Source organism: Streptomyces sp. NPDC025833, from assembly GCF_055558055.1.
Map to the genome: position 1 here is coordinate 66,142 of NZ_JBVHNF010000022.1, position 25,818 is coordinate 91,959.

Sequence of the window (25,818 nt, forward strand, 5' to 3'; positions counted from 1 at the left end):
TAGGGTGCGGTGCATGAGCGATGGGGCGGTGCTGCACGTGAAGGGCCGGGTCCTGACGGGCCCGGCGGACGTCCGCGACGAGCTGTGGGTGGTCGGCGGGCGGGTCTCCTACGACCGGCCCGCCGGGGCCCGGGACGTGCGGACCGTCGAGGGCTGGGCGCTGCCCGGCCTGGTGGACGCGCACTGCCACGTGGGCCTGGACGCGCACGGCCCGGTCGACGCGGAGACCGCCGAGAAGCAGGCGCTCACCGACCGGGAGGCCGGGACCCTGCTGGTCCGGGACGCCGGCTCGCCCTCCGACACGCGCTGGATCGACGACCGGGAGGACCTCCCGAAGATCATCCGCGCGGGCCGGCACATCGCCCGCACCCGCCGCTACATCCGCAACTACGCCTGGGAGATCGAACCCGAGGACCTGGTGGCGTACGTCTCCCGGGAGGCCCGGCGCGGCGACGGCTGGGTCAAGCTGGTCGGCGACTGGATCGACCGCGACCTGGGCGACCTGGCCCCCTGCTGGCCGCGCGGGGCGGTGGCCGCGGCCATCGCCGAGGCCCACCGGCTCGGCGCCCGCGTCACCGCCCACTGCTTCGCCGAGAGCTCCCTGCGCGACCTGGTCGAGGCGGGCATCGACTGCATCGAGCACGCGACCGGTCTCACCGAGGACCTGATCCCGCTCTTCGCCGAGCGGGGCGTCGCGATCGTCCCCACCCTCGTCAACATCGCCACCTTCCCCCGGCTCGCGGACGGCGGCGCGGAGAAGTTCCCCCGCTGGTCCGCCCACATGCGCCGGCTGTACGAGCGCCGCCACGACACCGTGCGCGGCGCCTACGACGCCGGCATCCCGGTCTACGTCGGCACGGACGCGGGCGGATCGCTCGCCCACGGACTGGTCGCCGAGGAGGTCGCCGAACTGGTCACGGCCGGCATCCCGCCCGTCGAGGCCCTCTCGGCGACGAGCTGGGGCGCCCGCGCCTGGCTCGGCCGGCCCGGCCTGGAGGAGGGCGCCCCGGCCGACCTGGTGGTGTACGAGGCCGATCCCCGGGCGGACGTACGGGTGCTCGCGGCGCCGCGCCGGGTGGTGCTGAACGGGCGGGTCGTCGAGTAGGCGTGCCCCTGATTCGAATCGGCGTGCGGAATATCCACGTTTGAGTGAAGCGCCTCAGGATCGCTGACCGTTCACCCGCAGTGCGTACAAGGTTGACGAGTCCCAAGCATGTCCATCTGGGGGGCTCACCGCCTTGAACAGCAACAACTTCCGCATGCCCGCACGCCGCCTCGCCGCGCTCGCGGCGGTCACCGCCCTCACCGCGGCACCCGCGGCCCTGGGCGCGGGCACCGCGCACGCGACCGCCGAGCACGGCCGCGCCTCCGCCGTCGTCCTGCGCACCGGGCTCGACGTGTCCCTGCTCAACAAGACCGTGAACGTCCCGCTCGCGCTCTCCCTGAACGAGGTCCGGGCGCCGCGGAGCGCGGACGCGACCACCCTGTCCGCCCGGCTCGACGGCGTGAACGACGGCAAGCCGTTCACGGTGCTCGCCGCGGACGTCGCCTCGGCGAAGGCCACGACGACAGCGCGGCGCGCCGAGGGCTCGGTCCGGGTCGTCCACGCCCGGCTGCACGTCCCCGGCCTGCCGCTGCTGTCCCTGATCGAGGCCGACGCGATCACCGCGAAGGCCACCTGCGAGGTCGGCCGGGCGCCGGTCGCCTCGACGAGCGCCGGTACGGTCACGGTCCTCGGCAAGCGCGTCGCCCTGACCGCCGGCGGGCCGGTCCGGGTCCAGGTGCCCGGGGTCGGAGAGGTCCGCCTCGACCTCGCGCGGCGGACCACCACGACCCGCACGGCCGCCGCGACCGCCCTGCGGCTCAAGGTCTCCGTCAACCCGCTGAAGCTCAACGTGGCCGACGTCGAGGGCACCGTCACCCTGGCCGAGGCCACCTGCGCGTCCCCGATGGTCCCGCCGACCGGCAAGCCGGTGCCGAGCCACGACCCGGCCGCCGACGTCCGCCCGCAGGGAGCCCCGGCCGAGGCCGACCTCGCGGAGACCGGCGGCAACTCGGCGACCCCGTACATCGCGGGCGGCGCGCTGGTGCTGCTGCTGGCCGGCGGGGGAGCCGTGGCGATGACCCGCCGCCGCAAGGGCTGACCCGCGGCCCGGCCGCCGCCCGCCCCGGCCGTCCCCCGGGGCGGGCGGCGGTCCCGGAGCGCACCGGCTCCGGGCGGGCCGCTCAGCCGGGCGGCGTCAGGGCGGCCGACAGCGCCGCCAGGAAGCCGTCCACCGTGCCCCGGTCCCGCACCGCCACCCGGACCCAGTCCGCGCCGAGCCCCGGGAACGTGTCCCCGCGCCGCACCGCGTAGCCGAGGTCCCGCAACCGCCGCCGGACCCCGGCCGCGTCCGGCACCCGCACCAGCACGAACGGCCCCGCCGCGGGCCCCGCCACCCGGACCCCGCGGCCGGCGAAGGACGCCAGCCCGGCCACCAGGTGCGCGCGGTCCCCGGCGATGCGGTGCGCCGCGTGCCCGGCCTCGGCCAGCGCACGCGGCGCCACGCACACCCGGGCCGCGGTCAGCGCCGGCGTCGACACCGGCCACAGCGGCTGCGCCCGCTCCAGCCCGGCGATCACGTCGGGCGCGGCCAGCACGTAGCCGATGCGCAGCCCGGCGAGCCCCCAGGTCTTGGTGAGGCTGCGCAGCACCACCAGGCCCGGCACCCCGGTCCGCCCGGCCAGCGCCTCCCGCTCGCCCGGCACGGCGTCCATGAACGCCTCGTCCACCACCAGGAACCGCCCCGGCCGGGCCAGTGACGCCACCGTCTCCGCCGGGTGCAGCACCGACGTCGGGTTGGTGGGGTTGCCGATCACCACCAGGTCGGCGTCCTCCGGCACGGCCGCCGGGTCGAGCCGGAACCCGTCCTCCTCCCGCAGCAGCACCCGTTCCACGGTGTGCCCGGCGTCGCGCAGCGCGGCCTCCGGCTCCGTGAACTGCGGGTGCACCACGACCGGCCGGCGCACCCGGAGCGCCCGCGCCAGCAGCACGAACGCCTCCGCGGCCCCCGCCGTCAGCAGCACCCGCTCCACCGGCAGTCCGTGCCGCGCCGCCACCGCCGCCCGCGCGGCCCGCCCGTCCGGGTAGGCCGCGAGCGAGGACAGGGAACGGGCGAGCTCCTCGCGCAGCCAGGCCGGGGGCGTGTCCGCGCGGACGTTGACGGCGAGGTCGGTCAACCCGGCCCCGTCGTCCCGTACCTCGGCGTCCCCGTGGTACCGCAGGTCGTGCCCGGCGCCGCCGGTGTCCTCAGTGCGCATGGCTGTGCGAGTGCCCCCCGTGGTGGTGCCCGTGGTGGTGGCCGTCGTCGTCCGGGTGGAAGTGCGGCTGCTGCGGCAGGCCGACCTTGTCCTCGAAGCCCGGCAGCGCGATCCGGTACACGCACGAGTCGCAGTTCATCCGCAGATCGCCCTCGACGGCCTCCGCGTACCGCTCCATCACCAGGTCCAGCAGCTCCGGCTCGGGCCCGATGACATCGGCCGACAGCACCTCCGCCTCCGGGTGCGCGGCGGCCCACTCCCCGGTCTGCCGCCGCACCCGGTCCGGCAGGATGCCGGTGAACAGGAAGTAGGGCAGGACGACGATCCGCCGCGCCCCGAGCCGTACGCACCGGTCCAGGCCGTTCGGCACGTCCGGCGCGGCCAGCGACACGAACGCCGTCTCCACCCCGGCGTACCCGCGGCCCTCCCACAGCAGCCGGGCGGCCTTGTGCACCTCCGCGTTGGCGTCGGGGTCGGTCGAGCCGCGCCCGACGAGCAGCACGGTGACGTCCGAGCGGTCCCCCTCCGTGCCGCCGAGCGCCTCGTCCAGCCGGCGCTCCAGCACGTTCAGCAGCGCCGGGTGCGGGCCGAGCGGACGGCCGTAGGTGTACGAGATGCCCGGGTGCCGTTCCTTCTCACGGGCCAGCGCGGCCGGGATGTCGCCCTTGGCGTGCCCGGCGGACACCAGCATCAGCGGCACCGCGGCGAACCGCCGCACCCCCCGCTCGACCAGCTCGGCGACGGCTTCGCCGAGCGGCGGCGGGGACAGTTCGATGAAGCCGCCCGCGACGGGCAGTTCGGGGTGGCGGCGGCCCAGCTCGCGGACGAAGTCGCGGAACGCCTCGGCTCCGGCGTCGTCACGGGTGCCGTGGCCGGCGATCAGCAGGGCGGGCGGGGTGGTCACGGGTTCTCCTCAGACGGAAGGGGGTGGTAAAGCAGGGCGTTGAGCGCGGCGGCGGCCACCGCCGAACCGCCCTTCTCGGACACGTTGCTCACGGCGGGCAGTCCGCTCGCCCGCAGCGCGGCCTTGGACTCGGCCGCGCCGACGAAGCCGACGGGCAGGCCGATGACGAGCGCGGGGGAGGCGTCCAGGGTCAGCAGCTCCTCCAGGGCGGTCGGCGCGCAGCCGATCACCCACAGGGCCCCCGGCCCGACCTCCTCGTAGGCGAGCCGGACCGCGTGGGCGGAACGGGTCAGCCCCGCACCGGCCCGGGCGTCCCTGAGGCGGCAGACGGTCTCGCGCCGGGTGATGCCGGCCGCGACCATCTCCACGTCCGCGACGACGGGCGCCCCGGCGTGCAGCGCGGCGTGCGCCCGCACCAGGTCGTCCTCGGCCGTGACGAGGTCGGTGGCGTACTCCAGGTCGGCGGCGGAGTGGATGACCCGCTCCACCACCGCCCGGGTCAGCGGCGGGAAGTGCGAGGTGTCCAGGCGGGCGCGCAGCCGCCGGAAGGACTCCTGCTCGATGGGGTGGACCACGCGGTTCACCGGGCCCCCTCCCGCTCCGCGGCCGGGCCGCCGGCCGGTTCGGTGTCCTGCCAGCGGTAGCCGCGCGGGGTCACCATGCGGCCCGCGACGTTCCGGGTCGCGGTGTTGCCCACGGTCACGACCGTCATCATGTCGACCGTCGCCGGGTCCAGGCCGGCCAGTGTCGTGATCCGGTCGGACCCGTCGGGCCGGGAGGCGTTGCGGACGACCCCCACGGGCGTCGCCGGCTCGCGGTGCCCGGCGAGGATCGCCAGGGCCGCGGGCAACTGCCAGTCCCGGCCCCGGGAGCGCGGGTTGTAGAAGGTCACGACGAGGTCCGCCTCGGCCGCCGCCCGCACCCGGCGCTCGATCACCTCCCACGGCGTGTGCAGGTCGGACAGGCTGATGGAGACGTGGTCGTGGCCCAGCGGCGCGCCCAGGACGGCAGCGGCGGCCAGCGCGGCCGTCACCCCGGGCACCCCGACCACGTCGATGTCGTCCGACGCCTCCGCGAGCGCGGGGGAGGCCATGGCGTACACGCCCGCGTCCCCGCTGCCGATCAGCGCCACCGCGTGCCCCGCGCGGGCCTCGGCGACCGCCGTGCGGGCCCGCTCCTCCTCCGCGCCCAGCCCCGACTCCAGTACCCGGGTGCCGGGCCGCAGCAGATCGCGGATCTGGTCCACGTACTGGTCGAGCCCGACCAGCACCGACGCCCGCCGCAGCTCGGCCGCCGCCCGCGGGGTGAGCAGGTCCCGGGCGCCCGGCCCGAGTCCGACCACCGCGAGCCGGCCGCGCCCCGGACGCCGGACCACGGCGCAGGTCGCCCGGGCCGGCTGCCCGTCGGGCCGTACCGACTTCCGCTTGGGCACGACCAGTTCACCACCGCGCAGCAGCGCGGCGGCCTCCGCCACCGACGGCGTCCCGACGGCGGCCAGCGGCGCGCCCGACGGGTTCGGCACCTCGACGCCGGCCAGGTCCCCGGCCGGGTACGTCACCAGGGGCACCCCGAGCCGCCCGGCGGCGGCGACGATGCCCGGCTCCTCGGCCTTGGCGTCCACCGTGGCCAGTTCCGCCACGGACTTCGGCGAGAGCCCCGCCCCGGCCAGCGTCTCCTCGATCAGCCCGAGCACCTCCTCCGCCGGCGCGCCCTTCGACGCACCGACCCCGACCACCAGCGTCGGGGGCCTGAGCAGCACCTCGCGCTCGCCGGGCGCGACGGCCCGGTCGGTGAGCCGGACGGTGCAGGACCCCCCGGCCGCGAACGGCAGCGGCGGCAGCGGCCAGGCCACCTCCGCCGCCAGCGTCACCGGCTCGCCGTCCAGTAGCGCCCGGGACACCGCGGCGACGGCACCCTCGTACGGCAGCCCGAGCGTGTCCAGGCCGGGCAGCCCGACGGCGTCGGTCGCGGTCGTCACGACCGGCTCCGCGCCCAGCAGCGCGCCGACCTCGCGGGCCAGTTCGTTGGCGCCGCCGCCGTGCCCGCCGGCCAGCGACACCGCGAACCGGCCGCCCTCGTCCACGCACACCACGCCCGGGTCGGCCGCCTTGTCGCCGAGCAGCGGCGCGACCAGCCGTACCACCGCCCCCGTGGCCAGAAAGCACACCAACTGCTCGCACTCCCGGAACGCGGACCGTACGGCCTCCGCGACGGGACCGCCGTACACGCGCGTACGGTCCGGCCAGGCCGCGGCCAGCCGGTCCCGCGCCGCGGCTCCCGCCGCGGTGGCGGAGATGAGGCCGATCACTGGGCGACTCCTTCACTGGACACCGGGGTGCGCACACCCCACAGCAGAAAAACGGGATTGGTGGCCGCCAGCCGGGTCACGTCCCCGGGCAGCGGCGCCAGACGCGAGGCGTGCAGCAGCACCCCGTCGCAGGTGAAACCGGCCGCCGTCAGCGCCGCACGCGCCGCCGGCACCCGGTCCAGCGCGGCCACGGCGACGACGACCGTGCGCCGCGCCCGCCGCGCGCACGCGGTGACGACGGCCGGCAGCTCCCGGCCCCCGCCGCCGACGAACACCGCGTCCGGGTCCGCGGCCAGGCCGGTCAGCGCCTCGGGGGCCGAGCCGTGCACCACCTCCACGGCCACCCCGTGGGCGCCGGCGTTGGCACGGATCCGCTCGACCCCGTCCGCGGCCTTCTCGACGGCGACGACGGCCGCGCCGAGCCGCGCGCACTCCACGGCGACCGAACCGGACCCGGCGCCCACGTCCCACACCAGGTCGCCCAGCCGCGGACCCAGCCGGGCCAGGGCCAGCGCCCGCACCTCGAACTTGGTGATCATCGAGTCGCGGTGCGCGAACTCGTCCTCGTCCAGGGCCCAGCGCTCCGGCGCCCGCGGCACCCCGGCCACCGTCCGCACCGCGCCCAGCGCCCGCGCCTCGTCCAGGCACAGCACCACGCTCACCGCCGTGCCCCAGTCCCGGGTGGCCGCCTCGGCGGCCGTCACCCGCTCCACGCGCTCCCGCCCGGGGGCGCCGAGGTCACGCGCCACGACCAGCACCCGGTCCCCGGGCAGCGCGGCGCCCAGCTCGGCCGGCCCGGCCCCCGGCCCGGTCAGCACCGCCACCTTCGGCCGCGTCCGGCACACGTTCACCGCCGTGCGCAGGTCCCGGCCGTGCGCGCTGACCACGACCGCGTCGTCCCAGGGCAGCCCGAGCCGGGCGAAGGCCGCGGCCACGGAGGACACCCCCGGCCGCACGTCCAGCAGCCCGGCCCCGAACCGCTCGGCCAGCGCCCGCACGATCCCGAAGAACCCGGGATCGCCGGAGGCCAGCACCACGACCGGCAGCTCCTTGCCGACGTACTCCCCGATCGTGTCCAGGGCGGGCGCCAGCGGCCCGAGCACGAGCCGCGCGGCGCCCCCGGGCAGCGGTACCGCGTCCAGGTGCCGCCGCCCGCCGACGACCAGCGAGGCCCCGGCGAGCACGGCACCGGGGACCGGCGCCCCCGTCCCCGTGCCGACGACCGTGATCAACTCTTCGCCCGCTGCTCGCGCAGCGCCCGCCGGGCCTCCGGGTCCGCCTTGCGGTACCCGTGGAAGTGCCCCGGGTGGTACAGGTGCGAGCGGGTGCCGTGCGCGTCCAGCGCCGGACCGACCAGGAACAGCGTGTGCTTCCAGAGCCGGTGCTCCTTGACCGTCTCCTCCAGCGTGCCGATCGTGCACTTCACGACCAGCTCCTCCGGCCAGGTCGCCTGGTAGGCGACCACCACCGGGGTGGACGTGGGGTAGCCGCCCTCCAGCAGCTCCCGCACGAGCTGGCCGCTGCGCGCCGCCGACAGGAAGACCGCCATGGTGGTGCCGTGGCGGGCGAACTCGCGCACCTCCTCGCCGGGCGGCATCGGCGTCTTGCCCCCGCCCAGCCGGGTCAGCACCACGGACTGCGCGACCTCGGGGATGGTCAGCTCGCGCCGGGCCAGGGCCGCCACGGCGGAGAAGGCGGAGACGCCCGGGACGACCTCGGTCGCGATGCCGAGTTCGGCACAGCGGTCGAGCTGCTCCTGCGTGCCGCCCCACAGCGCCGGGTCGCCGGAGTGGATCCGGGCCACCCGCAGCCCGTCCGCGCGCGCACGCCGGTACACGGCGACCACGTCCTCCAGCGACATGACCGCCGAGTCCAGGATCTCGGCGCCCTCGCGGGCGTGGTCGAGGACCTCCGCCTGGACCAGGCTCGCCGCCCAGATCACGACGTCGGCCTCGGCGATGGCCCGGGCGGCGCGGAACGTCAGCAGATCGGCGGCGCCGGGGCCGGCACCGACGAAGGTCACCTTGCCGGTGGTGGCATCGGCCATGGGAATCGGTCCTCTCCTACGAGTACGTGAACGGCTGTCGGACGTGCGGGAACGCCGGTCCATCGGATACCAAGGGCCTATGGCGGTCTTCGTCGCGCTCGGCGCGTTCCTGATGACGCTGGCCGGCGGCTGGACGGCACAGCGCGTGACCGACCGCCGCCACCTGGTCCTGGGGCTGGCCGGCGGCCTGATGCTGGGCGTGGTCGGCCTGGACCTGCTGCCGGAGGCGCTGCACTCCGCCGACCGCGAGGTATTCGGCGTCCCCGCCGCCCTGCTGCTCTTCGTCGCCGGCTTCCTGCTGGCCCACCTGGTGGAGCGCACCCTGGCCGCGCGCCGTGCGGCGCACGGCGGCGCCGAGGACCACGGTCACCGGGCGCCCGAGGTGGGCCTGGCGGCGGCCGGCGCGATGGTGGGCCACAGCGCCATGGACGGGGTGGCGATCGGCGCCGCCTTCCAGGTGGGCGGCGGCATGGGCACGTCCGTCGCGCTCGCCGTGATCGCCCACGACTTCGCCGACGGCTTCAACACCTTCACCGTCACCAGCCTGTACGGCAACGCCCGCCGCCGGGCCCTGGCGATGCTGTTCGCCGACGCCTGCGCGCCCGTGCTGGGCGCGCTGTCCACGGCGTTCGTGCACATCCCCGCACCGGTGCTCGGCTGCTACCTCGGCCTCTTCGGCGGCGTGCTGCTCTACCTCGCCGCCGCCGAGATCCTGCCCGAGGCCCACCACGAGCACCCGGCCCGCTCCACCCTGCTGTGCACGGTGGCCGGGGCCGCGTTCATCTGGCTGGTGGTCGGCCTGTCCGGCTGACCGCGGGGACCCGGTCACAGCTTCCCGCCCCGGCCGCCGTCCCGCCGCGGCGGCGCGATCAGCGTCGACAGGTACGGCAGCGGCGCCCCGTCCAACTCGGCGGCCGGCCGCACCGACTCCTCCGGCAGCCCCAGCGCGGACCCCCACACGGCGTTCCCGAGCCGCCCGGTGCGCGCGAGCGCCTCGGCCACCTCGGCGGCCTGCCGCCCGAACTTGTACGCGACCACGGTCCCGGGCCCGGCCAGCGCGTCCTCCAGCACGGCCGACCCCGCCGTGACCGGCACCAGCGTCAGCGGCTCGGTGCCCTCGGTCAGCACGGCGCCGGAGCGCGCCGCGAGGTCCTGCATGGCGGTGATCCCGGGCACGGTCTCCACCACGACCCCCGGCACCAGCTCGGCGATCGTCTGTGCGAGATAGGTGAACGTCGAGTACACGTTCGGGTCGCCGATGGTCGCGAAGGCCACGGACGCGTGCCGTCGCAGCAGCTCCGCGACCCGGCCGCCGGCCACGTCCCAGGCGGCCTCCCGGCGCGCCCGGTCGGTCCGCTCGTTCAGCGCGAACACCACCCGGACGACCTTCCCGGCGGGCACGTAGTGCAGCACGGTCGCCTCGGCCCGGCCCGGCTCCCCGCCGTCCGTCCCGTCGGGCGCGGCCATCACCGGTACGACCACGACGTCGGCCGCGCGCAGCGCGTTGACCCCCTTGACGGTCACCAGCTCCGGATCACCGGGACCGACCCCCACCCCGACCAGCTTGCTCATGACGTCCGGCACCTCTCCACGAACCGACGGGCGACACCGGGCTCGGACGCCCAGTGCGTGTGCAGGTAACTCGCGTGCACGCCCTGCTGTACGAAACCTTCGACCCGCCGGACCGGGGTCCGCACACCCCAGGCGGGGGCGGCACCGGCACCCGGCTCGACGACGGTGCGGTGGAACTCGTGCCCGCGCATCCGCGTCCCGGCCGGCGCCAGCACGCTGTCGCCGACGGCCACCGCGTCCCGGTAGCCGAGGGTCAGCCGCCCGGTCATCCGGGCGCCCGCGTCCAGCACGCCGCACATGGGGAGGCCGTCCAGCTCCCGGCACAGGTAGAGCAGCCCGGCGCACTCGGCGGCCACCGGGGCACCGGAGCGCGCCAGTGCGGCGACCGCCTCGCGCAGCGGCTCGTTGGCCGACAGCTCGGCCGCGTACACCTCGGGGAACCCGCCGCCGACGACCAGCCCGGCCGTGCCCTCGGGCAGCCGCTCGTCCCGCAGCGGGTCGAAGGTGACGACCTCCGCGCCGGCGGCGGTGAGCAGCTCGGTGTGCTCGGCGTAGGAGAAGGTGAAGGCGGGCCCGCCGGCGACGGCGACCACCGCACGCCTTCCCGGCGCCCGCACGGGCGGCTCCCAGGGCGGGCACGACAGGTCTCCCGCGCTCCGCGCCAGGCCGAGCAGGGCCTCCAGATCACAGCCGCGCTCCACCTGGGCGGCCATCGCGGCCACCGCGTCCGTCGCGGCGGAGCGCCGTTCGGCGACCGGCACCAGCCCGAGGTGCCGGGACGGCGTGTCCACCCGCGGGGCCCGCCGCAGGGCCCCCAGCACCGGCACCCCCGCCGCGTCCAGCGCCTCCCGCAGCAGCTCCTCGTGCCGGTCGGACCCCACCTTGTTCAGGATCACGCCGCCGATCCGCACCTCCGGGTCCCAGGAGGCGAACCCGTGCACCAGCGCGGCCACCGACCGCGACTGCGACGACGCGTCCACGACCAGCACCACGGGCGCCCGCAGCAGCTTGGCCGCCTGGGCGGTGGACGCGAGCTCGCCCTCGCCCGCCGCCCCGTCGTACAGGCCCATCACGCCCTCGACCACGGCTAGGTCGCAGCCCCGCGCCCCGTGCAGGAACAGCGGGGCGACCAGCTCCGGCCCGCACAGGTACGCGTCCAGGTTGCGCCCCGTCCGCCCGGTGGCGAGGCAGTGGTACCCGGGGTCGATGTAGTCCGGCCCGACCTTGTGCGGGGACACGGCGAGCCCCCGCGCGGCGAACGCGGCCATCAGCCCCGTGGCCACGGTGGTCTTGCCGCTGCCCGAGGAGGGCGCGGCGACGACCAGCCGGGGCACCGCCGGCCTCACCACTCGATGCCCTTCTGGCCCTTCTGGCCCGCGTCCATGGGGTGCTTGACCTTGGACATGTCGGTGACGAGATCGGCGAACTCCACCAGCTTCCCCGGCGCGTTCCGGCCGGTGATCACCACGTGCTGGGTGCCGGGGCGGGCGCGCAGCACCTCGACCACCTCGTCGGTGTCGACCCAGCCCCAGTGCATCGGGTAGGCGAACTCGTCGAGGACGTACAGCCGGTAGGTCTCGGCGGCCAGGTCGCGCTTGACCTGCTCCCAGCCCTCGCGGGCCTTCTCCTCGTTGTCGAGCTGCGCGTCCCGCTGGACCCAGGACCAGCCCTCGCCCATCTTGTGCCAGTCGACCGTGCCGCCCTCGCCGGAGGCGCCGAGCACGCGCAGCGCGTTCTCCTCGCCGACCTTCCACTTCGCCGACTTGACGAACTGGAACACCCCGATGGGCCACCCCTGGTTCCAGGCCCGCAGCGCGAGCCCGAACGCGGCCGTGGACTTGCCCTTCCCGACGCCCGTGTGCACCACGACCAGCGGACGGTTGCGGCGCTGACGCGTCGTCAGCCCGTCGTCCGGCACGGCACTCGGCTGTCCCTGCGGCACTACGCGGCCCTCCCCTGCGTACCCTGCACATCCCTGACCAGCCCGGCGATCGAGTCGGCCCGCAGCTCCTGCAGCGTCACCGCCGTACCGCCCAGCTCACCCGCGAGCAGTCCGGCGAGACCCAGCCGCACCGGCCCCGACTCGCAGTCCACGACCACCGACGCGGTGCCCTGGGCCGCGAACAGCCGCGCCGCCCGCCCCGCCGTCGCGACCGGTTCCGGTCCTCCGGTGGCGCGCCCGTCGGTCACCACGACCACCAGCGCCCGCCGCGCCGGATCGCGCAGCCGCTCCACCCGCAGCACCTCGTGCGCCTTCAGCAGCCCGGCCGCGAGCGGCGTGCGCCCGCCGGTCGGCAGCGACTCCAGCCGCGCGGCGGCGGCGTCCACGGAGGACGTCGGCGGCAGCGCCACCTCCGCGGCGGCGCCCCGGAAGGTCACCAGACCGACCTTGTCGCGCCGCTGGTAGGCGTCGAGCAGCAGCGACAGCACGGCACCCTTGACCGCGCCCATCCGCTGCCGCGCCGCCATCGACCCCGAGGCGTCCACCACGAACAGCACGAGGTTGCCCTCGCGCCCCTCCCGGGCCGCCTGCCGGAGATCGTCCCGGCGGACCACCAGGCCCGGCCCGGACCGCCCGCGGGCCCGCTGGTGCGGGGCCGCGGCCTGCACGGTCGCCGCCAGGTGCAGCTTGGTCAGCGTCCCGCGGGGCCGCCGGGCCCCGGTCGTCCGCCCGTGCTCCGTCCGCGCCCGCGACCGCCGCCCGGCGGCGCCCTCGCCGATCCCGGGCACGCTCAGCACCTTCGTCCGGAAGGGCTCGGCGGCGCGTGCGGCCGGCTGCTCCCGCCCGCCGGACGCCTGCGGCTCGCCGCCCTCGCCGGCCTCGGGCCGCGCCGCGGCGCCCCCGTCGTCCTGCGGACCGTCGTCCGGCGCGGGCCGCCCCCCGCCGCCGGGCCCGCCGGGGCCGGGATCGGGGTCGTCGTCGCCCTCGCCGTCGTCCTCGCCCGAGAACTGCTCCAGCGTCTCGTCCAGCCGGTCCTCGTCCAGCCCCGGCGCGTCGAAGGGGTTGCGGCGCCTGCGGTGCGGCAGCGCGAGCAGCGCGGCCTGCCGGACGTCCTCGGCGAGGACGTCCGTCCGCCCCGCCCACGCGGCCAGCGCGGTGGCGGTGCGCGCCATCACGATGTCGGCGCGCATGCCGTCCACCTCGAAGGCCGCGCAGGTCGCCGCGATCTGCCGCAGCGCCCCGTCGCCGAGGCGCACCTCGGGCAGCAGCCGCCGCGCCGCCACGATCCGCTGCCGTACGGCGGCCTCCTCCTCGGCCCACCGCGCGGCGAAACCGGCCGGGTCGTCGTCGTACGCCAGCCGGCGCCGGACGACCTCCACCCGCTGGTCCGGCTCCCGCGAGGCGGCCACCTCCACGGTCAGCCCGAACCGGTCCAGCAACTGCGGGCGCAGCTCGCCCTCTTCGGGGTTCATCGTGCCGACGAGCAGGAACCGGGCCGCGTGCCGCACGGAGACGCCCTCGCGCTCCACGTACGAGGCGCCCATCGCCGCCGCGTCCAGCAGCAGGTCGACCAGGTGGTCGTGGAGCAGGTTGACCTCGTCGACGTACAGGATCCCGCGGTGCGCGTCGGCCAGCAGGCCCGGCTCGAACGCCTTCACGCCCTCGGCGAGTGCCCGCTCGATGTCGAGCGCGCCGACGAGCCGGTCCTCGGAGGCGCCGACGGGGAGTTCGACCATCCGGGCCGGGCGCGCCGCGCCGGGCCCCGGCTCGTGCGGCCCGTCCGGGCAGGACGGGTCGGGGGCCGCCGGGTCGCAGGAGAACCGGCAGCCCGGCACCACGGCGACCTCGGGCAGCAGCGCCGACAGCGCCCGCACCGCCGTCGACTTCGCGGTGCCCTTCTCGCCGCGCACCAGCACACCGCCGACCGCCGGGGACACCGCGTTCAGCAGCAGCGCGAGCCGCAGGTCGTCCTGCCCGACGACGGCCGTAAAGGGGAAGGGGGTGGTCACTGGTCGCCCTCCAAGTCGCCTTCCAGCTCCAGGTAGGTGGCGCGCAGCCGCTCCAGCGTGTCCGCGTCCGGCTCCGCCCACAGTCCGCGGTCCGCCGCCTCCAGCAGCCGCTCGGTGATCCCGCGCAGCGCCCACGGGTTGGACTTCTTCATGAACTCCCGGTTCTCCGGGTCGAAGACGTACTCCGCGCCGAGCTTCTCGTACATCCAGTCGTCGACCACGCCGGCCGTGGCGTCGTAGCCGAACAGGTAGTCCACGGTCGCCGCCATCTCGAAGGCGCCCTTGTAGCCGTGCCGCCGCATGGCCGCCATCCAGCGCGGGTTCACCACGCGCGCCCGGAACACCCGGTGGGTCTCCTCGCCCAGCGTGCGGGTCCGCACCTGGTCCGGCACGGCGGAATCACCCACGTACGCCTCGGGGTTGGCGCCGGTCAGGTGCCGGACCATGGCGACCATGCCGCCGTGGTACTGGAAGTAGTCGTCGGCGTCGACCAGGTCGTGCTCACGGGTGTCGACGTTCTTCGCGGCCACGGCGATCCGCCGGAACGCGGTCTCCATGTCGCCGCGCGCCGCCCGCCCGTCGAGCCCGCGCCCGTAGGCGTAGCCGCCCCACACCGCGTACACCTCGGCCAGGTCCGCGTCGGAGCGCCAGTTGCGGGCGTCGATCAGCGGCAGCAGCCCGGCGCCGTACGCCCCCGGCTTGGAACCGAAGATGCGGGCCGTCGCCCGGCGCCGGTCGCCGTGCGCGGCGGTGTCCTCGTCCACGTGCGCCCGCACGTAGTTGGCGTCGGCGGGCTCGTCCAGCCCGGCCACCGCCCGCACCGCGTCGTCGATCAGCCCCACCACGTGCGGGAACGCGTCCCGGAAGAAGCCGGAGATGCGCACGGTGACGTCGATGCGCGGACGCCCCAGCTCCGCGAGCGGGACCACCTCGAAGCCGGTCACCCGGCGCGAGGCGTCGTCCCACACCGGGCGGCAGCCCAGCAGCGCCAGGATCTCGGCGATGTCGTCGCCCTGGGTGCGCATCGCGGACGTGCCCCACACCGTCAGGCCCACCGACTCCGGGTACTCGCCGGTGTCCTGGAGGTAGCGCGCGACCAGCGAGTCGGCGAGCGACTGGCCCACCTCCCAGCTCAGCCGGGACGGGATGGCCTTGGGGTCGACCGAGTAGAAGTTCCGGCCGGTCGGCAGCACGTTCACCAGGCCGCGGGTCGGCGAGCCCGAGGGACCGGCCGGGACGTAACCGCCGTCCAGCGCCCGCAGGATGTGCCCGATCTCGTCGGTGGTCCGCGCCAGCCGCGGCACGACCTCGTCGCACGCGAACTCCAGCACGCCCAGTGCCGGGGGGACTTCGGAGCCGAGCACCCCGCCGAGGACGACGGGCGCGGCCGTGCGCTCCCAGCCCCGCTCCTCCATGCCCTGCGCGATCCGCCGGCACAACTGCTCCAGCAGGTCGATCGCGTCGGAAGCCGTCCGCGACGGCCCCTCGGCCAGCTCGGTCAGCTCCACCGGCACCTTCACCGGCGCGCCCGGCGCGCCCAGCAGCTCCTTCTCGTCCAGCCCGAAGTGGGCGGCCAGCGAGGCCCGCAGGCCGGGCAGCGCGTCGGCCTGCCCGCCCCACACCTGCGCGGCGCGCAGCACCGCGAGGACCAGGTTCACCCGCGGCTCGCCGACCGGGCCGCCGCCCAGGACGTGCAGGCCGTCACGGATCTGCACGTCCTTGATCTCGCACAGGTAGCCGTCGATGTGCATGACGAACTCGTCGAACGCGTCGTCGTCCGGCTGCTCGTCCACGTGCAGGTCGTGGTGGAGCTCGGCCGCCTTGACCAGCGTCCAGATCTGGGCGCGGACGGCCGGGGCCTTCACCGGGTCCAGGTCGGAGACGAGCGCGTACTCGTCCAGCAGCTGCTCCAGCTTGGCCAGGTCCCCGTAGGTGTCCGCGCGGGCCATCGGCGGCACCAGGTGGTCGACGACCGTGGCGTGCCCGCGCCGCTTGGCCTGGGTGCCCTCGCCGGGGTCGTTCACGATGAACGGGTAGATCAGCGGCAGCTCGCCGAGGACGGCGTCCGGGGCGCAGCCGGCGCTCAGCCCGAGGCCCTTGCCCGGCAGCCACTCCATCGTGCCGTGCTTGCCCATGTGCACGATCGCGTCGGCGCCGAAGCTGTTCTCCAGCCAGCGGTAGGCGGCCAGGTAGTGGTGCGAGGGCGGCATGTCGGGGTCGTGGTAGATCGCGATCGGGTTCTCGCCGAAGCCGCGCGGCGGCTGGATCATCACGACGACGTTCCCGAACCGCAGGCAGGCCAGCACGATGTCGTCGCCGTCCACGTACAGACCGCCCGGCGGCTCGCCCCACGCCTCGGTCATCGCGTCCCGCAGCCCCGGGTCCAGCTTCCCGAACCACGCCCGGTAGTCGGCCAGCGGCACCCGCGCGGGCGCGGCGGCCAGCTGCTCCTCCGTCAGCCACTCCACGTCGTGGCCACCGGCCTCGATGAGCCGGTGGATCAGCTCGTCGCCGCCGTCCGGGTACTCGGTGAGCCCGTACCCGGCGTCCCGCAGCGCGTCCAGCACCCGGACCGCCGACGCGGGGGTGTCCAGGCCGACCGCGTTGCCGACGCGGGAGTGCTTGGTCGGGTACGCGGTGAAGACGAGCGCGATCCTCTTCTCCGCGTTCGGCTTGTGCTTCAGCCGGGCGTGCCCGAGGGCGATCCCGGCGACGCGGGCGGCCCGCTCGGGGTCGGCGACGTACACGGGGACGCCGTCCGGGCCCTGCTCCTTGAAGGAGAACGGGACGGTGATCAGCCGGCCGTCGAACTCCGGGATCGCGACCTGCATCGCCGCGTCCATGGGGGACAGCGCCGCGTCGGACTCGTCCCACGCGGCCCGCGAGGAGGTGAGGCACAGCCCCTGGAGGACGGGGACGTCCAGGTCGGCGAGCGCCCCGATGTCCCAGGCCTCCTCGTCGCCGCCGGCCGACGCCTGCGAGGCGTGCGTGCCGCCCGCCGCGAGCACGGTGGCGACCAGCGCGTCGGCCCGGCCCAGCAGCTCGTACAGCGCCGGGTCCGCGCCGCGCAGCGAACCGCAGTACACGGGCAGGGCGTTGGCGCCCCGCGCCTCGATCGCCTGGCACAGGGTGTCCACGAAGGCGGTGTTGCCGCTCAGCTCGTGGGCCCGGTAGAAGAGCACGCCCACGGTCGGCCGGTCCGCGCGCCGCTCGTAGCCGCCGTGCACCCCGAACTCCGGCATCCGGCGCGGCTCCTCGAAGCCCTCGCCGGTCAGCAGCACGGTGTCCGACAGGAACCGGGACAGCTCCAGCAGGTTCTCCGGGCCGCCCTCCACCAGGTACTTCAGCGCCTCGGCCACCACACCGGCCGGCACCGAGGACTCGGCCATCAGCTCGGCGTCCGGCACGGCCTCGCCGCCCAGCAGCACGGTCGGGACACCGGACGCCCGCAGCGCGGCCAGCCCGTCCTCCCAGGCGCGCTTGCCGCCCAGCAGCCGTACGACGGCGATGTCCGCGCCCTCGGTCAGGCCGGGCAGTTCCCCGGCGACGTCGACCCGGGTGGGGTTGCCGATCCGGTAGCCGGCGCCGGAGGCCCGGGCGGCCAGCAGGTCCGTGTCGGCGGTCGACAACAACAACACTGTGCTCATGCGGGCGCTCCCGGTGGGATGAAGGGCAGTCCTCGCGGCGCGCCCGACTCGATGAGCCGCCAGAGCGCGCCGGTGTCCGCGTGCTGTTCGATCAGGTCGCCGAGCCGGTCGAGCTGCTCCTCGCGCAGCTCGGCGAAGGAGGTGTCCGGCGCGGGGACGAACCGGCGGCCCGCGGCCGCGGCCACCTCGCGCAGGAAGGCCCGGCGGAAGCCGTCCGACTCCAGCGAGCCGTGCCAGTGGGTGCCCCAGGTCTGTCCGACCCGGCAGCCGTCCAGGAAGGGGGCGCCCCCCTCGACCGTGGCCACGCCGTGGTGGATCTCGTAGCCCTCGACCGGTTCGCCGAGGGCCGTGCCGGCCGGCCGGGCCAGCGTCTTCTCGCGGGCGAACCGCACCCGCACGGGGAGCAGTCCGAGCCCGGCGACCTGTCCGGCGCGGGACTCGACCTCGTCCTCGATGTGCTCGCCGAGGATCTGGAAGCCGCCGCAGACGCCCAGCACCGGGCGGCCCTCGGCGGCCCGCCGGGCCAGCGCGTCGGCCAGCCCGCGCTCCCGCAGCCACCGCAGGGCCCGGACGGTCCCGCGCGTGCCCGGGACGATGACGAGGTCGGCGTCGGCCAGTTCCTCCGGCCGGTCCACGAACCGCACCACGACGCCGGGTTCGGCGGCCAGCGCGTCCACATCGGTGAAGTTGGACATGAGCGGGACCGCGCACACGGCGACCCGCAGCACGTCCGCGCCGACCGGGGGAGCGACGGCGGACTCGCGGACGGCACCGCGCAGCGACAGCCGCAGCCCGTCCTCCTCGTCGATGCCCAGCCCGTGCCGGAAGGGCAGCACCCCGTACGTCCGCCGTCCGGTGAGGTCGCGGAGCATGTCCAGCCCGGGCTCCAGGAGGCCGACGTCGCCCCGGAACTTGTTCACCAGGAAGCCGGCGACCAGCTCCTGGTCCTGCGGCGAGAGCAGGGCGACCGTGCCGAAGAAGGAGGCGAAGACGCCCCCGCGGTCGATGTCGCCGACGACGAGCACCGGCAGCCGCGCCCCCCGGGCCACGCCCATGTTGACGATGTCGGTCCGGCGCAGGTTGATCTCCGCCGGGCTCCCGGCCCCCTCGCAGATCACCGCGTCGTGGGTGCTCCGCAGCTCGGCCAGGCAGTCCAGCACCGTGCCGAGCAGCCGCTGCTGGCGCCCGCCGTGGTAGCCGCGCGCGCTCAGCTCGCCCACCGGCTTGCCCAGCAGCACCACCTGGCTGCTCTGCTCGCCGCCGGGCTTGAGCAGCACCGGGTTCATCAGCGCGGTCGGCTCGGCCCGGCAGGCCTGGGCCTGCATGGCCTGGGCCCGGCCGATCTCGGCGCCCTCGCGCGTGACGAACGAGTTGAGGGACATGTTCTGCGCCTTGAACGGCGCCACCCGCACGCCCTGGCGCACCAGCCAGCGGCAGATGCCGGCGGTCACGACGCTCTTGCCCGCGTCGGAGGTGGTGCCGGCGACGAGGAGACCACCGTTCACTTGCCACGTCCCTTCAGGAGTGCGCGCGCGGCGACCGTGGCGCCGAGGGCGAGCAGGCCGACCCGGCGGGAGAGCCGTACCGCCCGGTCGATGTCGGCGGCCCGGACCGGCCGTCCGGCGGCGCCGTTGAGCACGGGGCGGTGCTCGACCCGGCCGCCGTAGGAGAGCGTTCCGCCGAGCCGGACGCCGAGGGCGCCGGCGAAGGACGCCTCGACGGGGCCGGCGTTGGGGCTGGGGTGCCGGCGGGCGTCGGCCCGCCAGGCGCGCAGGGCGCCGCGCGGACCGGGTCCGGCCGCCGCGGCCAGCAGGGCCGTCAGCCGGGCCCCGGGCCAGCCGGCGACGTCGTCGAGACGGGCGGAGGCCCAGCCGTAGCGCCGGTACCGGGGCGACTTGTGGCCCACCATGGCGTCCAGGGTGTTGACCGCGCGGAAGCCGAGGAGGCCCGGGACCCCGGCCACGGCGCCCCAGACGAGCGCGCCGACCACCGCGTCGGAGGTGTTCTCGGCGACCGACTCGACCACGGCGCGGGCGATCCCGTCGGCGTCCAGCGCCTGCGGGTCCCGGCCGCACAGGTGGGGCAGCCGGGCCCGGGCGGCCTCGACGTCCCCGGCCTCCAGGGCGCGCCCGACGGCGCGGGCCTCCCGGGCGAGGGAGGTGCCGCCGACGACGGCCCAGGTGGCGGCGGCGGTCAGCGCGGCGGACGCGGCGGGGGAGGGGCGTACGGCCCGTACGGCCAGCGCGCCGAGCGCCACGGCGCCGCCGGCGCACACGACGGTGTGCAGGGCGCCCCAGCCGCGGTGGTCGTGCCACAGGGCGCTCTCCACGGCTCCGGCCGCCCGGCCGAAGACGGCGACCGGGTGCCCGCGGCGCGGATCGCCGAGGAGGAGGTCGCCGAGGACGCCGGCGGCGGCACCGTACGCGTATGTGCGATCGGCACCCATCGGCTCAGCCGGCCGTGGGCACAGGAGCGGTCCTGGTACGGGTCCTTCGGCAGCCGGGCATGGCGATCTGTGTCCTCACTCAGGGTGTCCGCGCCCTGGTTCGACGTGAATCGGCGGTGAGAGTTCCTGGCTCCCGGGGGTTCTTCCCCGGTGACAGTGGCGGGACCGCGCCGGATTCGCACCGGCTTCCTCTCTTGCCGCCGTACTTGGCGTGGGCAGTCCACCACGCGTTCCGAACAGCCGTCAACTTGCCGTTGACCTGCGGAGGGAGAGTGTGCCCATCCCCACAGCGCCTGCCTGCGGGCATGCCGGAAGCTCCCCTCCTGGTGGCGGAGGGGAGCTTCGGGGGGTGTCCGGCCGCGGCCGGACCGGGTCAGGGCTTGGCGACGATCAGGTGGATGCCGTACGCCACCGCCGCCGCGCAGGCCGCGAAGCAGACGTAGGCGCCGGTGACGGCGAGGCCGGCCGAGCCGCCCCGGGCCGCGGCCTTCTCGCGCCGGGCCAGGCCGTTGATACCGAGGGTGAACAGGGCCACCAGGCCCACCGTGAACACGAGGCTGACGCCGAAGACGGAGCCGATGGCCGACCAGTCGATCTTCATGGGGCTGCTTCCTTGGTAACCGGGGGAGGGGCCGGGGTCAGACGGTGGCGGCCGGCGGGGCGGGTTCGGCGACCCGGACCGGACCGGCGGTCTGCTGCGGGAAGGCGGGGACCGGGTTCTCGGCGACGGTGCCCGCGGGCGGCGGGATCACGGCGGCGATGGCGGTGGTGACCACACCGGCCGGCTCCGCGTCCTCGGCGACGACGTTCGTGTGGTCGACGACCTCGCGGCGGGAGATCTTCCAGATCGCGGCGCTGGCGGCGACCAGGAAGACGGCGACGGCGGCGGTGCCCCAGTCGCCCAGGTCGGTCACGGACTCGGCGGCGGCGCCGACCAGCGCGGCGGCCGGGAGGGTGAGCAGCCAGGCGACGACCATGCGGGTCGCGGTGGACCAGCGGACCACACCGCCCTTGCGGCCGAGGCCCGCGCCCATCACCGAGCCGGAGACGACGTGGGTGGTGGAGAGGGAGAAGCCGAGGTGCGAGGAGGCCAGGATGGCGGTCGCGGCGCTGGTCTGGGCGGCGAAGCCCTGGCGCGGCTCCAGGTCGGTCAGGCCCGTGCCCATGGTGCGGATGATGCGCCAGCCGCCGATGTAGGTGCCGAGCGCGATGGCCAGACCGGCCGAGAGGATCACCCAGGTGGGAGGGTTGGAACCGGGGGCGAGGGAGCCGCCGGTGACCAGGGCCAGGGTGATGATGCCCATCGTCTTCTGGGCGTCGTTGGTGCCGTGGGCGAGGGAGACCAGGCCGGCGGAGGCGATCTGGCCGACGCGGTAGCCCTTGCGGGTGGCCTCGCCCTCGGCGCCGGCGATGCCGTAGGAGAAGCGGGTGGCCAGCATCGAGGCGAGGCCCGCCACCAGCGGCGCGGCGACCGCGGGGAGCAGCACCTTGGTGACCAGGACGTCGCCGTGGACGGCGCCGAGACCGGCGGAGGCGACGGTGGCGCCGACCAGGCCGCCCATCAGGGCGTGCGAGGAGCTGGAGGGGAGACCGACCAGCCAGGTCAGCAGGTTCCAGAGGATCGCGCCGACCAGGGCGGCGAAGATGACCTCGGGACGGATGCCGCTCTCGTCGACGAGACCCTTGGAGATCGTGTTCGCGACCTCCACGGAGAGGAAGGCGCCCACAAGATTGAGGGCGGCGGACATGACCACCGCGATCTTGGGCTTCAGGGCGCCTGTGGAGATGGTGGTGGCCATCGCGTTCGCGGTGTCGTGGAAACCGTTCGTGAAATCGAACGCAAGTGCGGTTACCACCACAATCGCGAGGATCAGCGAGAAGCTTTCCATTTACCCAGGCAATCGTTCGAGGTCGTTGGCTGGTTGAACGTAGGCAACCTGGGTGAACGGAAGATGAACTGGGTCGGGCGTGAGAGTGTCCGTAACGCGGGTCCGGCGTTCCGTTTCGCTCCCTCGGCCCAAGCGCCCCTTGGCTACTCGTCCAGGGCGAAGAGCCGCAGGCGGCCCGTGGTGCCGTTGAAGAGATTCTGGTCACCCGGCAGCGTGCCCTTGGCGCGGTACTGCCAGAACGTCCAGTACCGCCAGCCGCCCGGCAGCGCCCCCGGGCGCGAGGTGCCGTGCCGGGCGATCCACAGGGCGTGGTCCTTGGAGAACGCGCGGCTGTTCCCGGTGCACAGCTTCCACCAGTGGGTCGTGGTGTAGATCACGGGGCGGCGGCCGGTCCGCCGCCTGACCTCGTCGCTGAACGACCGGATCCAGCCGACCATCCGCTTCTTGCCCAGTCCGTAGCACTGGTGCTTCGCGTCGTACGGGTTGTACTCGATGTCGAGCGCGGGCGGCAGCGTCCAGCCGTCCGCCTGCCAGCCGCCGCCGTGCCGCACGAAGTACCCGGCCTGCTTGGCGCCGGAGGAGCGGTTCGGCAGGGCGAAGTGGTACGCCCCCCGGAGCAGGCCGGCCTTGAGGGCGCCGTCGTACTGCCCGGAGAAGTAGGGATTGCGGTAGTTCGTGGACTCGGTCGCCTTGACGTAGACGAACCGCGCGCCCTTGGTCCGGGCGGTCCGCCAGTCGACGGTCCGCTGGTGCGACGAGACGTCGTGCCCCTTGGGCCCCTTGGGCAATCCCGTGGCCGCCGCCCGCGTACGGCCGGGCCGCCGCGGCCGGGCGGGCGCCGGGGGCGGGGCGGACCGCGGCGACCGGGCGCCCTCGCGGGAGCCGAGCGGCTCCCCCGGTCCGGCCGGCGTCAGGAACCCGGTGGTACGGGCGGGCGCGGCGGGGACCGCGAGCCCGGTGGTGCGAGCGGGGACGGCGGGGGGCGCGAATCCGGGTGCCGGGGCCGGGGCGGCGGGGGTCGCGTGCGCGGGGGCTCCGGCCGGTGTCGCGGGGGTCGCGAATCCGGGGATCCGGGGCGGCGCGGGGAAGCCGGTCCGCCCGGTGGCCGGCGCGGCCGGAACCGTCAGTCCCGCCGCTTCCCCCGTCCCTGCCGTTTCCCCCAGCCCTGCCGCTTCCGCCGGCCCGGCCGGCCGCAGCGCCGCCGCGGACACCGGCGGGCCGGCCGGTACCGGCGCCGCGGCCGACGCGGGCGCGGCGCCCGTGACGGCCAGGGCCGCCGCCGTGGCCGTCGCGACGACACCGGCGCGGCGGCGGACGGAGGTGTGTTCACGAGACATGCGTCTCCCCGGAGATGGCGGACGACGGGCGCCCCACCCGTGCGGGCGGCGGCGGACGTCGAGTGGGCATGAGGGATCATTGAAGGCTCATTGATCACGAAATCCGGGTCGAATTCAGACGATTCGCCCCGCAATCCGCCCGTTCGGTCGTATGAATTCCGGACCGGAACGCCCCGACCGCCCGCCGCCCGGCGCCCCGGCTGGGAGGATCGCCGCATGGCTGAACCCCGGCGGGACACGGCAGAGGAACGACAGGAAGCCCGGGCGGAACCACGGCCGGACGTGCCGCCGGACGTCGCACGGCTCTGGGCGGATCTGGTCGCCACGGCCCGCCGGACCGTCGCCGACGGGCTGGTGGTCGGCACCTCAGGCAACGTCTCCGCCCGCAGCGGAGACCTCGTGCTGGTCACCCCCTCGGGTGTCCCCTACGACCGGCTCACCCCCGCCGACGTCACCGGCGTCGACCTCACCGGCCACCAGGTGCTCGGCACCCTCGTCCCGACCAGCGAACTGCCCATGCACCTCGCGGTCTACCGCACCACCGGAGCCCGGGCCGTCGTCCACACCCACGCGGTGCACGCGACCGCGGTCTCCACGCTCGTGTCCGAGCTGCCGCTCGTCCACTACATGGCGGCCGCGCTGGGCGGCCCCGTCCGGGTCGCCCCCTACGCCGCCTACGGCACCGAGGAACTCGCCGCGCACATGCTCCGCGCCCTCGACGGCCGCTCCGGCTGCCTGCTGCGCAACCACGGCACGATCACCCACGGCGCCACGCTCGACCAGGCCTACGACCGCACCGCCCAGCTCGAGTGGATGTGCCGGCTGTGGCTGACCGCGTCGTCGGTGCCGGGCCTGACACCGTCCTTGCTGAGCGAGGCACAACTGGCGGAGGCCGGGGCACGCTTGAAGGGGTACGGTCAACGGAGGTGACCCCTTGCCGAGCAGCAACCCGTCCCGCCCCCTGCCGACTCCGCTCGCCCTGCTCCGCCGCGCCCTCTCGGTGCGGCCGGACCGGCGCGTCCTGACCCGCCGCGCCGGTGCCCGGACGCGGCCCGCCTGGCCCGCGGCGCCCAGGCCGCCCCTGCCCAGGGCCTTCTCACCCGGTCCCGGCCTCCCACTGGCCGGTGGCGCGGACCCCCACGACACTGGAGCCGTGCGCACCGTCAAGGCGACCGTCACCGCGCTCACCGCGGTCCTGGCCGCCGGCACGGCCTCCGTGGCCCTCGGCCGGCTCGCCAGCGGCGCCGCGCTGAAGGCGCCCGCGGGCCGGCCCCTGCCCACCGAACCCCGCCTCACCGTGCACGGCACGGCCGCCGGGCAGATCACGCTCACCCGCGACCTGGCCTCCCTGCGGCCCGGTACCTACGGCCTCGCCGGCGACGGCTCCCACGCGGTCGTCGGCCCCGTCGTGGAGTCGGCCGCGCACACCGCCGACACCGCCGTACGGCGCCTGGAGCGCGTCACCCACGGCACCCTGGAGCCCGGCGACGCGGTGTGGCTCACCCCCAACCTCTACGTCGGCAACCCCACCACCGCCCTCGGTCTCGACCACGCCGACATCGACGTGCCCGGCGAGCTGGGCGCGCTGCCCGCCTGGTTCGTGCCCGGCCACCGGGACACCTGGGTGATCGCCGTGCACGGCCTCGGCACCACCCGGGAGCAGGCCCTGAACGTCATGCGCTTCCTGCACGGCCGCCGGCTGCCGGTCCTCGCCCTCGCCTACCGCGGCGACCTCGGCGCCCCGCGCCCGCCGGACGGGCTGCACCACCTCGGCGAGACCGAGTGGCGCGACGTCGAGGCGGCCATCCGCTACGCGGTCCGCTACGGCGCCCGGCGGGTCGTCCTCCTCGGCTGGTCGACCGGCGCCACCATGGCCCTGCGGGCCGCCGAGCACTCCGCGGTCCGCGACCGCATCGCCGGACTCGTCCTCGACTCGCCGGTGCTGAGCTGGGAGGCCACGCTGCGGGCCCTGGCCCGGGCCGGGCGCACCCCGCAGCCGCTGCTGCCGCTCGCCGTGCGGGCCGCGCAGGGGCGGGCCGGACTGCACGCCGACCGGGCCGCCGAGGCCGGCGACCCCGAACTGCTGAAGGTGCCCACGCTGATCATCCACGGCCCGGACGACCAGGTCGCCCCCTGGGAGTTCTCCCGCAGGCTCGCCGGGCGCAGCCCCGGCCTCGTCGCCCTGCACACCGTCCCGAAGGCACCGCACGCCGCGATGTGGAACGCGGACCCCGAGGAGTACGAGGAACGGCTGCGCCGGTTCCTGACCCCGCTGATGTGACACCCCGGCGCCGCCCCGGACGGCCGGGGCCCGGCGGCCGGGGCGGCGCGGGAGCGGCCGCGGCCGCCGGGGCCGGTGCGACAGCGGGTGCGGCGGCCGTACGGCAGCCGGTGCGGGACATTCCGTTTGCGGCCGT

Annotated in this window: 21 protein-coding genes and 1 riboswitch; of the genes, 5 read left to right on the forward strand and 16 right to left on the reverse strand. The window is 75.9% G+C overall.

Annotated features, from left to right (window positions below):
• Positions 1-13 precede the first annotated feature (13 nt).
• Positions 14-1,105 (forward strand): amidohydrolase family protein, encoded by a 1,092-nt coding sequence (locus ACZ4K2_RS32140; protein ID WP_467478934.1) that lies wholly within the window; start codon positions 14-16, stop codon positions 1,103-1,105.
• Positions 1,106-1,238: 133 nt separating this feature from the next.
• Entirely contained in the window at positions 1,239-2,144 is a 906-nt protein-coding gene (locus ACZ4K2_RS32145; RefSeq protein WP_467478936.1) for an SCO1860 family LAETG-anchored protein, read from the forward strand.
• An 82-nt stretch (positions 2,145-2,226) separates the two neighbouring features.
• Here the strand turns inward: ACZ4K2_RS32145 and cobC are convergent, their stop codons facing one another.
• From cobC to cobM, 6 genes are read right to left on the reverse strand one after another with little or no spacing between them, the layout of a single operon-like run.
• The gene (cobC, locus tag ACZ4K2_RS32150) at positions 2,227-3,300 is read right to left on the reverse strand and encodes an Rv2231c family pyridoxal phosphate-dependent protein CobC (RefSeq protein WP_467478938.1); all 1,074 of its coding nucleotides are present in this window, start codon (positions 3,298-3,300) and stop codon (positions 2,227-2,229) included.
• Positions 3,290-4,204, reverse strand: a complete 915-nt coding sequence (locus ACZ4K2_RS32155) for a sirohydrochlorin chelatase (RefSeq protein WP_467478940.1) — start codon at positions 4,202-4,204, stop codon at positions 3,290-3,292. The genes cobC and ACZ4K2_RS32155 overlap by 11 nt, the downstream gene beginning before the upstream one ends.
• Positions 4,201-4,788 (reverse strand): precorrin-8X methylmutase, encoded by a 588-nt coding sequence (locus ACZ4K2_RS32160; protein WP_467478942.1) that lies wholly within the window; start codon positions 4,786-4,788, stop codon positions 4,201-4,203. Before ACZ4K2_RS32160 ends, ACZ4K2_RS32155 begins: the two co-directional genes overlap by 4 nt.
• A complete protein-coding gene (cobJ, locus tag ACZ4K2_RS32165; protein ID WP_467478944.1) occupies positions 4,785-6,512 on the reverse strand; it encodes a precorrin-3B C(17)-methyltransferase in 1,728 nt (575 codons plus the stop codon). Before cobJ ends, ACZ4K2_RS32160 begins: the two co-directional genes overlap by 4 nt.
• Complete coding sequence (gene cbiE / locus ACZ4K2_RS32170) at positions 6,509-7,744, reverse strand: precorrin-6y C5,15-methyltransferase (decarboxylating) subunit CbiE (RefSeq protein ID WP_467478946.1); 1,236 nt, start codon at positions 7,742-7,744, stop codon at positions 6,509-6,511. The genes cobJ and cbiE overlap by 4 nt, the downstream gene beginning before the upstream one ends.
• The gene (gene cobM, locus ACZ4K2_RS32175; RefSeq protein ID WP_467478947.1) at positions 7,741-8,559 is read right to left on the reverse strand and encodes a precorrin-4 C(11)-methyltransferase; all 819 of its coding nucleotides are present in this window, start codon (positions 8,557-8,559) and stop codon (positions 7,741-7,743) included. Before cobM ends, cbiE begins: the two co-directional genes overlap by 4 nt.
• Before the next feature lie 79 nt (positions 8,560-8,638).
• On the opposite strand from cobM, the gene ACZ4K2_RS32180 reads away from it, so the two are divergent.
• Positions 8,639-9,370 (forward strand): ZIP family metal transporter, encoded by a 732-nt coding sequence (locus ACZ4K2_RS32180; RefSeq protein WP_467478949.1) that lies wholly within the window; start codon positions 8,639-8,641, stop codon positions 9,368-9,370.
• 14 nt (positions 9,371-9,384) lie between these two features.
• Here ACZ4K2_RS32180 and cobI read toward each other — a convergent pair whose 3' ends face one another.
• From cobI to ACZ4K2_RS32230, 10 genes are all read right to left on the reverse strand, one after another.
• Positions 9,385-10,143: a precorrin-2 C(20)-methyltransferase gene (gene cobI, locus ACZ4K2_RS32185; protein ID WP_467478951.1), complete on the reverse strand. Its 759-nt coding sequence runs from the start codon at positions 10,141-10,143 to the stop codon at positions 9,385-9,387.
• Positions 10,128-11,477 (reverse strand): cobyrinate a,c-diamide synthase, encoded by a 1,350-nt coding sequence (locus tag ACZ4K2_RS32190; RefSeq protein WP_467479052.1) that lies wholly within the window; start codon positions 11,475-11,477, stop codon positions 10,128-10,130. Before ACZ4K2_RS32190 ends, cobI begins: the two co-directional genes overlap by 16 nt.
• On the reverse strand, positions 11,474-12,073 hold the full coding sequence (cobO, locus tag ACZ4K2_RS32195) for a cob(I)yrinic acid a,c-diamide adenosyltransferase (RefSeq protein ID WP_467478953.1): 600 nt from the start codon (positions 12,071-12,073) through the stop codon (positions 11,474-11,476). The genes ACZ4K2_RS32190 and cobO overlap by 4 nt, the downstream gene beginning before the upstream one ends.
• Positions 12,073-14,082, reverse strand: coding sequence for a putative cobaltochelatase (locus ACZ4K2_RS32200; protein ID WP_467478954.1), 2,010 nt, complete (start codon positions 14,080-14,082; stop codon positions 12,073-12,075). Before ACZ4K2_RS32200 ends, cobO begins: the two co-directional genes overlap by 1 nt.
• Complete coding sequence (gene cobN / locus ACZ4K2_RS32205) at positions 14,079-17,729, reverse strand: cobaltochelatase subunit CobN (RefSeq protein ID WP_467478955.1); 3,651 nt, start codon at positions 17,727-17,729, stop codon at positions 14,079-14,081. Before cobN ends, ACZ4K2_RS32200 begins: the two co-directional genes overlap by 4 nt.
• Positions 17,726-19,234 (reverse strand): cobyric acid synthase, encoded by a 1,509-nt coding sequence (locus ACZ4K2_RS32210; RefSeq protein ID WP_467478957.1) that lies wholly within the window; start codon positions 19,232-19,234, stop codon positions 17,726-17,728. Before ACZ4K2_RS32210 ends, cobN begins: the two co-directional genes overlap by 4 nt.
• Positions 19,231-20,175 (reverse strand): cobalamin biosynthesis protein, encoded by a 945-nt coding sequence (locus ACZ4K2_RS32215; protein ID WP_467478959.1) that lies wholly within the window; start codon positions 20,173-20,175, stop codon positions 19,231-19,233. Before ACZ4K2_RS32215 ends, ACZ4K2_RS32210 begins: the two co-directional genes overlap by 4 nt.
• Before the next feature lie 100 nt (positions 20,176-20,275).
• A riboswitch (cobalamin riboswitch) is annotated at positions 20,276-20,416 on the reverse strand.
• Between the two features lie 132 nt (positions 20,417-20,548).
• Positions 20,549-20,776 carry a hypothetical protein gene (locus tag ACZ4K2_RS32220; RefSeq protein WP_467478960.1) on the reverse strand — a complete coding sequence of 76 codons (228 nt, stop codon included), beginning with the start codon at positions 20,774-20,776 and terminating at the stop codon, positions 20,549-20,551.
• Positions 20,777-20,813: 37 nt separating this feature from the next.
• On the reverse strand, positions 20,814-22,064 hold the full coding sequence (locus ACZ4K2_RS32225) for an inorganic phosphate transporter (RefSeq protein WP_467478961.1): 1,251 nt from the start codon (positions 22,062-22,064) through the stop codon (positions 20,814-20,816).
• A gap of 143 nt (positions 22,065-22,207) precedes the next feature.
• Positions 22,208-22,852, reverse strand: a complete 645-nt coding sequence (locus ACZ4K2_RS32230) for a lysozyme (protein WP_467479054.1) — start codon at positions 22,850-22,852, stop codon at positions 22,208-22,210.
• Between the two features lie 765 nt (positions 22,853-23,617).
• Here ACZ4K2_RS32230 and ACZ4K2_RS32235 point away from each other — a divergent pair.
• Positions 23,618-24,331 (forward strand): class II aldolase/adducin family protein, encoded by a 714-nt coding sequence (locus ACZ4K2_RS32235; RefSeq protein ID WP_467478962.1) that lies wholly within the window; start codon positions 23,618-23,620, stop codon positions 24,329-24,331.
• A 223-nt stretch (positions 24,332-24,554) separates the two neighbouring features.
• Positions 24,555-25,682 (forward strand): alpha/beta hydrolase, encoded by a 1,128-nt coding sequence (locus ACZ4K2_RS32240; RefSeq protein WP_467479056.1) that lies wholly within the window; start codon positions 24,555-24,557, stop codon positions 25,680-25,682.
• The last annotated feature ends 136 nt before the right edge of the window (positions 25,683-25,818 follow it).